Origin of the sequence: Streptomyces boncukensis, assembly GCF_011045075.1 — a bacterium.
GTDB lineage: Bacteria > Actinomycetota > Actinomycetes > Streptomycetales > Streptomycetaceae > Streptomyces > Streptomyces boncukensis.
In genome coordinates this window covers 1-9,755 of sequence record NZ_JAAKZZ010000280.1, presented here as the reverse complement: position 1 = coordinate 9,755, position 9,755 = coordinate 1, and the positions used below count along the sequence as shown (strand labels likewise).

Below are 9,755 nucleotides of genomic sequence, written 5' to 3'. Positions count from 1 at the left end.
CTGGGCCCCTGGGCGGGACGTGGCACACACGGAGTACGGGCGGGGCTGGGTGCAGGGCAGCGGCGTCGGGAAGGTCACCGTCCGGTTCGAGGAGCAGCACACGCCGCCGGGCCGGGTGCGGACCTTTCCGGTGGACGACCCGGAGCTGAGCCCCGCGGAGCCGCTGATGCTGCGGGGGCAGCCGGGGTGAGGCCCCCTCGCGGCCCTGCGCAGGGGCTGCCCCTTGCCGCGCGTCGCAGGGTGCGGGTGCTCTGCGGTTGCGCGCGCAGTTCCCCGCGCCCCGCCGGGGCGCCAGGGTGCGCCCCGGCGGGGCGCGGGGAACTGCGCGACCAGCCACGACTCAGTCGCAGTCCGCCCGGCACAGGAAAGGGCTGCCCCTGTCCGGATGTCCGGAATCAACGGCAAGAGCACATGCAGGATCCGCAGGGCGCCCCCCTAGCCCTCCGAGCCGGCTATCCGGCCGAAATCCCGGTCGGGTGGCGGCGGAGGCGCGGATTCCGGGGCCGGGAGGTCGAGCCCGTAGTGGTGGTAGAGCTGCAGCTCCTGCTCCGGCGACAGGTGCCGGCCGACCCCGAAGTCCGGCGCCTGCCTGATCAGCGCCCGGGCGAACGGCACCCGCAGCCCCTCGTCCGCGAGCCGGCTCGGTTCCAGGGGCACGAAGGCGTCCCTGGTGAACAGGCCCGTGCGGACGGCGGCCCACTCCGGCTCGCCGGTGGCGTCGTCGAGATACACCTCGTCCACCGTTCCGATCTTGGTCCCGTCGCAGTCGAACGCCTTGCGGCCGATGAGGTTCCGCGGCTCGATGTCGGTCTGCACGGTGTCCCTCCCACGTCTCGTGGCTGATTCAGCGGACTTCCGCCCCCTGCATACAACGAAACGGTACTTTTCGACGGTTGGCCAGTTGAGCGCCGCCCTGGTTACCTCAGGGGGGTCCGCTGATAGGCTCGCAAGTGGCTGTCGACCCCGCGCGGGAGAGTCTCCGGTGAGGTTGCCGGAGGCGCCGAAGGAGCAACTCCTCCCCGGAATCTCTCAGGCCCACGTACCGCGCGGACGAGGTCACTCTGGAAAGCAGGGCGGGCCCGGACCAGCGCCGAAGCCCCCCTCACCGACGGTGTAAGCCGGACCGGCCGGACGGCCGGACCGGTGAAACTCTCAGGTCCGGATGACAGAGGGGGAGGCCGTCCGGGCACCCGTGCCAGGTGCCCCTCGCAGGTCGCACAGACCAGGAGGCCCCCGCAGATGACTTCCCGCCGCATCCCGCTCACCGCGCTGGAGAGCTCCGCATCCTTCGAGAGCCGCCATATCGGGCCCGACGCCGCGGCGCGGGCCAAGATGCTCGCCCAGGTCGGCTTCGGCTCGCTGGACGAGCTCACGGCCGCCGCCGTACCGGAGGTGATCAAGAGTACCGAGGCGCTCGCGCTGCCCGGCGGGCGGAGCGAGGCCGAGGTGCTGGCCGAGCTGCGCGCGCTGGCCGCCCGCAACCGGGTACTGCAGCCCATGATCGGGCTCGGCTACTACGGCACGCACACGCCACCGGTGGTCCTGCGGAACGTGATGGAGAACCCGGCCTGGTACACGGCCTACACGCCCTATCAGCCGGAGATCTCGCAGGGCCGGCTGGAGGCGCTGCTCAACTTCCAGACCGTGGTCGCCGACCTCACCGGGCTGCCCACGGCGGGCGCCTCGCTGCTGGACGAGCCCACGGCGGCAGCGGAGGCCATGGCGCTCTCCAGACGCGTCGGCAAGGTCAAGAACGCCGACGCGGTGTTCCTCGTCGACGCCGACTGCCTGCCGCAGACCGTGGCCGTGCTGCGCACCCGCGCCGAGCCGACGGGTGTGGAGATCGTCGTCGCCGACCTCTCCGGCGGCATCCCGGCGGAGATCGCCGAGCGCGGCGTCTTCGGCATGCTGCTGCAGTACCCCGGCGCCTCCGGCGCCGTCCGCGACCACCGCGCCGTGATCGAGCGGGCGCACGAGCTGGGGGCCGTCGTCACCGTCGCGGCCGATCTGCTCGCGCTCACCCTGCTGACCTCGCCCGGCGAGCTGGGCGCCGACATCGCGGTCGGCTCCAGCCAGCGCTTCGGGGTGCCCATGGGCTTCGGCGGGCCGCACGCGGGCTACATGTCCGTTCGTGAAACGTTTGCGCGCAGCCTGCCGGGGCGGCTCGTCGGGGTCTCCAAGGACGCCGACGGCGCTCCCGCGTACCGCCTCGCGCTGCAGACCCGCGAGCAGCACATCCGGCGCGAGAAGGCCACCAGCAACATCTGCACCGCGCAGGTGCTGCTCGCCGTGATGGCCGGGATGTACGCCGCGTACCACGGCCCGGACGGGCTCGCCGCCATCGCCCGGCGGACCCACCGGTATGCCGCGCTGCTGGCCGAGGGGCTGCGCGCGGGCGGCGTGGAGGTCGTGCACGGGGCGTTCTTCGACACCGTCACCGCCCGGGTGCCCGGCCGGGCCGCCGAGGTCGTCGAGCGCGCCCTGGAGGCCGGCATCAACCTGCGTCAGGTGGACGCCGACCATGTGGGGGCGGCCTGCGACGAGACCACCACCCGGGAGCACCTGGCCGCCGTCTGGCAGGCGTTCGGCGCCGGGACGCCGGACATCCAGGCGCTCGACGCGGACACCCAGGACGCCCTCCCGGACGCGCTGCTGCGCACCGACGAGTACCTTGCGCACCCGGTGTTCCACGAGCACCGCTCGGAGACCGCGATGCTGCGCTATCTGCGCCGCCTCGCCGACCGGGACTACGCGCTGGACCGGGGCATGATCCCGCTCGGCTCCTGCACCATGAAGCTCAACGCCACCGCCGAGATGGAGGCCGTCACCTGGCCGGAGTTCGCCGGGCTGCACCCCTTCGCGCCGCTCGACCAGGCCGAGGGCTATCTGACCCTGATCCGCGAGCTGGAGGACCAGCTCGCCGAGGTCACCGGCTACGACCGGGTCTCCCTCCAGCCCAACGCCGGCTCCCAGGGCGAGCTCGCCGGACTGCTGGCCGTCCGCGCGTACCACCGCGCCGGGGGCGACACCCAGCGCGACATCTGCCTCATCCCGTCCTCCGCGCACGGCACCAACGCCGCCAGCGCGGTGATGGCCGGGATGAAGGTGGTCGTCGTCAAGACGAGCGAGAACGGCGACGTGGACACCGGCGACCTGCGTGCCAAGATCGAGCAGTACGGTGACCGGCTCGCGGTGCTGATGGTGACCTACCCGTCCACGCACGGCGTGTTCGAGGAGCACATCACCGACATCTGCGCGGCCGTGCACGACGCGGGCGGGCAGGTGTACGTGGACGGTGCCAACCTCAACGCGCTGCTGGGCCTGGCCCGGCCGGGCCGGTTCGGCGCCGATGTCTCGCACCTCAACCTGCACAAGACGTTCTGCATCCCGCACGGCGGCGGCGGGCCCGGCGTCGGCCCCATCGGCGTCCGCGCCCACCTGGCGCCGTACCTGCCCAACCACCCGCTGCAGCCCGCCGCCGGCCCCGCGACGGGCATCGGCCCGGTCTCCGGTGCGCCCTGGGGCTCGGCCGGGATCCTGCCGATCTCCTGGGCGTACGTCCGGCTGATGGGCGGCGAGGGGCTGCGCAGGGCCACCCAGGCCGCGGTGCTGAGCGCGAACTACATCGCCAAGCGGCTGGAGCCGCACTACCCGGTGCTCTACACCGGCCCGCACGGGCTGGTCGCCCACGAGTGCATCATCGATGTGCGCCCGCTCACCAAGCAGACGGGCGTGAGCATCGACGACGTCGCCAAGCGGCTCATCGACTACGGCTTCCACGCGCCGACGATGTCCTTCCCGGTCGCCGGGACGCTGATGACGGAGCCCACCGAGAGCGAGGACCTGGCGGAGCTCGACCGGTTCTGCGAGGCGATGATCGCGATCCGCGCGGAGATCGACCGGGTCGGCTCGGGGGAGTGGGACGCCGAGGACAATCCGCTGCGGAACGCGCCGCACACCGCGGCGCTGCTGGGGCGGGAGTGGGAGCACTCCTACAGCCGTCAGGAGGCGGTCTTCCCCGCCGGGGTCGCGGCCGCTGACAAGTACTGGCCGCCGGTGCGGCGGATCGACGGGGCGTTCGGGGACCGCAACCTCGTCTGCTCCTGCCCGCCGGTGGCGGAGTACGAGGGCTGATGCCTCAGGGCCGGCCCGGGATGCCGGGCCGGCCCTGGGCGCAGTGCGCGGTCAGGCGGCGGTCGCGACGTGGTGCGTACCGAGCGGCCGGTGCGGAGCGATGATCTGGCCGTCCGGCAGCAGCTCGCCCGTGTCCTCGAAGAGGAGCACCCCGTTGCACAGCAGGCTCCAGCCCTGCTCGGGGAAGTGGGCCACGGGCTGCGCGGCCTCTCGGTCCGCGGAGTCCGCGCTCGGGCAGGGCTGCTGGTGCTTGCACATGGTCGGTGTCGTCTTCCGTCGCGGTGTGGCGTCTGTCCTGCGGCTCATGGCGTCCATAGCCGATCCCCCGTCGTGAGTGCGGTCGTCTCCCCAGTGTTCCGCCGCTGGCTCGAATCCGCAGGGATTTCGCGTCAGCACATCTCCACCGTGACAGACGCGTCACTCCCGCGGGCGGTTGCCTTCAACGAGGCGGTCCCTTCGGGGGGTTCGAGGGGGCCGAAGCGGACTAGCCCAGATGGGGGCGCAGGACAGAACACGACGTCACGCGGGCGTACGCAGCAGCGGTGCCGTGAGCAGCCGGCGGGTCAGCAGCGGCAGCAGCGCGTCCACCCGGCGCGGCTCGTGTGCGGGGATGCCGGGCGGCGCGGGCGCCAGCGGGATCAGCAGGTCCGACGGCTCGGGCGAGCCGGCGCCCGGGTCGGACGCGATGTCCCCGTGCAGCCACAGCGTGAGCATGTACAGCTCGGGGACGGAGAGCAGCCGGGGTTGCCAGGGCGCGCTCAGCGCCTTCGCCTGGCGCAGTGCGCGCTCGGTGGACCGCACATACGGCCCCTCGCAGAACTGTCCGAAAGTCCACCCGTCGGCGGTGAGCACCGCCTCCGCGGAGCCGCAGTGCGTACCGCCGTCCTCGCCTCCGGTGTCACGCAGCAGGAAGCGCCAGCCGGTCAGCCGGGTGCGGGGCGCGGACCGGGAGGTCGCCGGAGCGTGCGCGACCCGGCCCATCTCGTGGACGGGCAGCGGGAGTTCGGTACGCACGGGGCCCCGCGCGGCGCGCAGTGCGGCGGGCGTGCGGGCGCCGCGTACCGCCGTCGGGGAGCCGAGGGCGGTCAGGACACTGCGCAGCGCGGGGGCGGGGGCCGGGGGAACATGCAGCGGCATGGTGGGTCGCCTCTCTTCGGAGACACGGAGCGCGGCTGGGGCTCGGCGTCGCGCGGACGGCTGTGTCGGCGCGGGGATGGCCGCGGACGCGGCTGGGCGTCGGCGGCGTGGCGTCGACAGAGAGGAGCCGGGGAGCGCCAAGTCTCTGCCTCGTCCGCGGAGTTTATACGAGATATGTTCGAGTGGCGTTTCGGCTAACCGGTAGCGGTGTTTCCGGGAAGGAGAAATCCGGTCAAAAAGGCGGTCAATTGAGCTGGCCCGTCCGGGAAGCCATGGAGCTGACCTCGGAAACCGCCGGATTTGCGGTCGGCCGGATCCGGATCGTGTCCCGTATGCCGAAGGAATGTGCCGCATCCCGCCGCCAGCCTAGCGCTCGCCGCCCGTGCGGTCAGCACCCGAAGGCGTGATCCCCGCTGCCGCTGGGCATCATCGGTGCACGCTCGGGCGGACGAGGAGAAGGCGAGGAAACCTCCGATGGGAGAGAAGGTCGTGGCCGACAGGTTCGACCTGTCCGATCGGCAGCGGTACCGGCGCAAGCTGCGCCAGTGCCTGCGGGGCCTGGGGCAGTTGCTGGAGGAGAAGAGGTTCGACCGCCCCAGGAACCTGATGGGACTGGAGATCGAGCTGAATCTCGCTGATGCGTCAGGACTGCCCATGATGCGGAATGCGGAGGTTCTTGAGCATATCGCGAGCCGGGATTTCCAGACCGAACTGGGGCGTTTCAATCTGGAAGTGAACATCGTGCCGCATCCGCTCTCCGGCCGGGTTTTCGACCAGCTCGACGAGGAACTGCGCACCGGACTCGGATACGCGGACCGGCAGGCGCGGCAGGTGGCGGCCCGCATTGTCATGATCGGTATTCTGCCGACCCTCGCGCCGCGGGACCTCACCCTGGCGACCCTGACAGCCGCGGACCGCTACACACTGCTCAACGACCAGATCATGGCCTCGCGCGGCGAGGAGGTCGTGCTGGACATCGAGGGGGTGGAGCACCTGACCCGCACCTCGGCCTCGATAGCCCCGGAGGCGGCCTGCACCTCGGTGCAGCTGCATCTGCAGGTGACGCCGGGCCGGTTCCCCGACGTGTGGAACGCGGCGCAGGCGGCGTGCGGCCCGCAGATCGCGCTGGGCGCCAACTCCCCCTTCCTGTTCGGGCGCGAACTGTGGCGCGAGTCCCGGGCACCGCTCTTCCAGCAGGCCATCGACACCCGGCCGCCGGAGCTGAGCGCCCAGGGCGTGCGGCCCCGCACCTGGTTCGGCGAGCGCTGGATCAGCGGCGCCTACGAGCTGTTCGCGGAGAACCTGTGCTACTTCCCCGCCCTGCTGCCCATCTGCGACGAGGAGGATCCGCAGCGGGTGCTCGCCGCGGGCGGCACCCCCGCGCTGAGCGAGCTGGTGCTGCACAACGGGACCGTCTACCGCTGGAACCGCCCGGTGTACGGCGTCGCCGACGGAGTGCCGCATCTGCGGGTGGAGAACCGGGTGCTGCCCGCGGGCCCCACCGTCACCGACGTCCTGGCCAACGCGGCGTTCTACTACGGTCTGGTGCGCGCCCTCGCCGACGAGCCGCGGCCGGTCTGGCACCGGCTGCCGTTCGCCGACGCCGCGCGGAACTTCGACGCCGCCTGCCGGTACGGGCTGGACGCCGAGCTGTGGTGGCCGCGCGGCGGCCGGGCGACCGGCCTGGCCCGGGTCCCGGCGGCCCGGCTGGTCCAGGACCAGCTGCTGCCGCTGGCCGCTGCCGGGCTCGACGCCTGGGGCGTGGAGGCGTCCGACCGGGACCGCTATCTGTCGGTGATCGAGGGGCGCTGCCGGTGGCGGGTCAACGGCGCGTCCTGGCAGTCGGCGGCGTACCACCGTGCGCGGGACGCGGGACTGGACCGCGAGAAGGCGCTCGCGGCGGTCACCCGCCGGTACTGCGAGCTGGTGGCGGCGGGCGACCCGGTGCACACCTGGCCCCCGGGCCCGTGAGCCCCCCGGGGGCTCACGGGCCTCCGGGGCGGTGACGGGAGAGCGGGCCGGACGGCCGGCACCGGCCGCCCTCAGCTCCGGCTGCCCGCCTCCATCACGGCCTTGAGAATGACGGAGTGGATCTGTGCGGGGTCGTCCACCTGGTGCGCGGAGCCGCCGGTCGCCTCGGCGATCTCCTGGGCCCCCTTCTCGTCCGCGTCCGGGCCGACCGCGACGCCGATGATCGGAAGCAGTGGTCTGCCGTCGCTCAGCTCGTCCAGTTCGGCGGTGAGCTCGTCGCGGTCGATGCTGCCGGGATCCTCGTTGGCGCCGTCGGTGAGCAGCACCACGGCGTTGAACCTGCCCTCCGCGTACCCGTCGCGGGCCTTCTTGTACGCCGCGAGCGTGGTGTCGTGGAGCCCGGTGGCGCCGTCCGGGATCGGGGCCATGGAGCCGAACGCGGCGGTGAGCCGGTCGCGGCGGGTCCGGCCCCGGCCGTCCCGGTCGTCCAGGCTTCCGGTGGGCACCAGCTCCCGGTAGTCCCGCTTGCCGTCCAGCTTGGTGGAGAACTCCCACAGCCCCACCTCGTCCTGCGCGGTGAACTGGGAGAGCCCCTCGGCCAGCGACTCCTTGGTGACGTCCATCCGGGAGGCCCCGGAGCGGCCGCGCACCGGCGCGGCCATGGAGGCGGACGCGTCCACGACCATCAGGAAGCGGGCGCTCTGCACGGTGATGGTCCACATGCCCAGCGTGGAGCGCACGTTGCGTGCGGACGGCGCCGGCGCCGGCGCGGCGTCGAACGGCTGCGGGTCCCTGCCGCCCGCCGTGCGGGTCACCCCGGACTGGGCCTGGCCGCTCGCCGGGCGGAAGCCGTGCGCGGCCAGCGTACGGCGGCCCTCGGCGTTGCCGATCAGGGTCTGGAAGCGCAGCGCGGCGCGGCTCTTCTCGGTGCCCAGCTTCTTGGCGTCGACGAGCGTGTACGGATAGTCGAGCGCGGTGGCGCCGCCCTTGGGGTAGAACAGCCGCAGCCGGGGCGCGTCGCCGCCGCGCTTGTTGTGGGCGAAGGCGGCCTGCTCGGAGAGGATGAGGGCGTGGTTGCGCTGCGGGTTGCCGCGCTCCGCGGCGCTCCGGTCGTGCGGCAGCGTCTGCAGCGCCTGGGCGTTTCCGGCGGCGGTGCGCTTGGCGAGCAGCTTTGCGGCGGCCGCGGCCTTGGTGTCGGAGTCCCGGCCTTCCTCCTCGGCCGTGGCCTGCTGGATCCGGGCGAGCGCGAGCAGCCCGGTGGCGCTGCGCGCCGGGTCGGCGGTGCCGACCCGCGGCTCGTCGTCCCCGGCCGCCGCGTCCGCTATCCGGGACCAGGTGTAGCTCTTCCGCGGCCAGCCGAGCTTCCCGGCGGCGGTGGGGATGGCGGCCAGCGCGAGCGGGGAGCCGGCGACGTTGCCGACCGTCTCCAGCGCGGGAGCCTTGCCCGAGGAGCCGGCCCGGTCCAGCCACACCTTGGAGTCCGGCACCCAGATGTCGTTCTCCAGCCGCTCGCCGCGCTGCAGCGTGTCCGCCACCTCCGAGCCCGTACGCTCGCTCACCTGTACGTCCAGACAGCGGCCGTCCGACTTGGCCTCGCTGTCCTTCGCGGAGGCGGCGACCGCGCTCAGCGCGGGTGCGACGTCCGGGGAGGCCGCGATGCGCAGCTCGACCGTGCCGCCCTCGCAGGAGTCGCCGAACGAGATGACGCCGGTGCGCGCGCCCACGGCCGTACCGGCCCCCAGCGCGAGGGCGAGGGCGGTGGCGATCACGACCGTACGGCGTCGGGGGCCCGGGTTCCGGAGCAGCGGGACGGCACGGGCACCCCGCGCACGCCGTGGGCCGGAGCTGTCGGGCAAGCTGTGACGTGGCATGGCGTAGGCGCCTCTCCTGGAAGCCTCGGGCGGCAACGGAAGAGGGCGGGCTGCCGGAACGGCGTTCGCCCTCTCGCCTGTCGCGCGCGATCTTCGTACCGGCATTCGAGACCCTAGCGTGGCGGGCGGGAGGATGCGGCGGGATTGCCGAAGTGCAGGCGGCGGGCGCGCGTCGGCCGGTGCGGCGGGCGGCGCCGGAGCGCGGCGGGGAACGGGACGGAACACCGTCAGGAACGGGAGGCAGGAGTGCGGACAGAGGGTCCCGAGGGGGCGTCGTCCCTGGTGGCGCCGCCGGGGCAGGACGGCCCCCGCGGTCCGGTCCGGCGGACGCTGCGCACGGAACTGGTGCTGGTGCTGGCGCTCTCACTCGGGGCGAGCGCGGTCTCCTCGCTGATCAGCTTCGTCGGGGCGCTGACCCGGCCGGGCGGCCTGGCCGACCAGGCCGCGAAGCTCAACTCCTCCCAGGCGCCGGGGCGGCCCTGGCTCGACCTGGCCTGGCAGCTCTTCGGGCTGTCTCTTATACACCTCTGACGCTGCCGACCAACCTTCGAGTGTAGATCTCGGTACACGCCGGACCATTCAAACAAAAAAGTCGATTAAGCAATCGTTGTCGGCCCCATCAATAAACAAGAAATAAACACG

The 9,755-nt window shown here is 72.9% G+C and carries 6 protein-coding genes, 2 pseudogenes and 1 riboswitch; of the genes and pseudogenes, 4 read left to right on the top strand and 4 right to left on the bottom strand.

From position 1 onward, the window contains the following. Positions 1-190, top strand: a pseudogene (locus tag G5C65_RS23455) (DNA polymerase IV); the annotation flags it as partial. A 245-nt stretch (positions 191-435) separates the two neighbouring features. On the opposite strand, the gene G5C65_RS23450 reads toward G5C65_RS23455, so the two are convergent. Beyond that, on the bottom strand, positions 436-816 hold the full coding sequence (locus tag G5C65_RS23450; protein ID WP_165300899.1) for a PRC-barrel domain-containing protein: 381 nt from the start codon (positions 814-816) through the stop codon (positions 436-438). Between the two features lie 142 nt (positions 817-958). Next, a riboswitch (glycine riboswitch) is annotated at positions 959-1,055 on the top strand. Between the two features lie 184 nt (positions 1,056-1,239). Here G5C65_RS23450 and gcvP point away from each other — a divergent pair. After that, complete coding sequence (gene gcvP, locus G5C65_RS23445) at positions 1,240-4,134, top strand: aminomethyl-transferring glycine dehydrogenase (RefSeq protein ID WP_165300898.1); 2,895 nt, start codon at positions 1,240-1,242, stop codon at positions 4,132-4,134. A gap of 51 nt (positions 4,135-4,185) precedes the next feature. Here the strand turns inward: gcvP and G5C65_RS23440 are convergent, their stop codons facing one another. Next, complete coding sequence (locus G5C65_RS23440) at positions 4,186-4,392, bottom strand: DUF5999 family protein (RefSeq protein WP_165300900.1); 207 nt, start codon at positions 4,390-4,392, stop codon at positions 4,186-4,188. 261 nt (positions 4,393-4,653) lie between these two features. Beyond that, positions 4,654-5,271, bottom strand: a complete 618-nt coding sequence (locus tag G5C65_RS23435; RefSeq protein ID WP_165300897.1) for a hypothetical protein — start codon at positions 5,269-5,271, stop codon at positions 4,654-4,656. A 474-nt stretch (positions 5,272-5,745) separates the two neighbouring features. On the opposite strand from G5C65_RS23435, the gene G5C65_RS23430 reads away from it, so the two are divergent. Next, entirely contained in the window at positions 5,746-7,242 is a 1,497-nt protein-coding gene (locus G5C65_RS23430) for a glutamate-cysteine ligase family protein (protein WP_165300896.1), read from the top strand. 71 nt (positions 7,243-7,313) lie between these two features. On the opposite strand, the gene G5C65_RS23425 is transcribed toward G5C65_RS23430, so the two are convergent. Further along, positions 7,314-9,113, bottom strand: coding sequence for a substrate-binding and VWA domain-containing protein (locus G5C65_RS23425; protein WP_206442182.1), 1,800 nt, complete (start codon positions 9,111-9,113; stop codon positions 7,314-7,316). A 279-nt stretch (positions 9,114-9,392) separates the two neighbouring features. On the opposite strand from G5C65_RS23425, the pseudogene G5C65_RS23420 reads away from it, so the two are divergent. Then, positions 9,393-9,629: pseudogene (locus G5C65_RS23420) on the top strand (CPBP family intramembrane glutamate endopeptidase); the annotation flags it as partial. Between the last annotated feature and the right edge of the window lie 126 nt (positions 9,630-9,755).

Coding starts and splice junctions, on each gene's coding strand:
- G5C65_RS23440 (WP_165300900.1), bottom strand. CDS start 4,392: ATGTGCAAGCACCAGCAGCCCTGCCCGAGCGCGGACTCCGCGGACCGA.
- G5C65_RS23425 (WP_206442182.1), bottom strand. CDS start 9,113: ATGCCACGTCACAGCTTGCCCGACAGCTCCGGCCCACGGCGTGCGCGG.
- G5C65_RS23435 (WP_165300897.1), bottom strand. CDS start 5,271: ATGCCGCTGCATGTTCCCCCGGCCCCCGCCCCCGCGCTGCGCAGTGTC.
- gcvP (WP_165300898.1), top strand. CDS start 1,240: ATGACTTCCCGCCGCATCCCGCTCACCGCGCTGGAGAGCTCCGCATCC.
- G5C65_RS23430 (WP_165300896.1), top strand. CDS start 5,746: ATGGGAGAGAAGGTCGTGGCCGACAGGTTCGACCTGTCCGATCGGCAG.